This window comes from Burkholderia sp. SIMBA_051, from assembly GCF_046534915.1.
GTDB lineage: Bacteria > Pseudomonadota > Gammaproteobacteria > Burkholderiales > Burkholderiaceae > Burkholderia > Burkholderia ambifaria.
The window spans coordinates 1-235 of the sequence record NZ_JAWRXS010000914.1 but is presented as its reverse complement, the minus strand read 5'-3'; the positions used below and the strand labels follow the sequence as shown (position 1 = coordinate 235).

Here is a 235-nt window from a genome sequence, read left to right as displayed (position 1 = left end):
GCGCAGCGGCGCGATTTCGATGGGTATGGACGGCCTGAACAACGCGGTCATCCCCGGCCATGCGACACCCGAGCAATACACGAAGGAAATCACCATCGCCAACGACGGCATCGTCGATCAGGCGGCCGTGTACGCCTACGCCCGGCACAGCTTCAAGACGATCGAGGAACTCGACCGCTGGGGCGTGAAGTTCGAGAAAGACGGCACCGGCGACTACGCGGTGAAGAAAGTGCAC

At 62.1% G+C, this 235-nt stretch carries 1 pseudogene; it reads left to right on the top strand.

From position 1 onward, the window contains the following. Nucleotides 1-235 (top strand): annotated as a pseudogene (locus SB771_RS37135) (fumarate reductase/succinate dehydrogenase flavoprotein subunit); the annotation flags it as partial.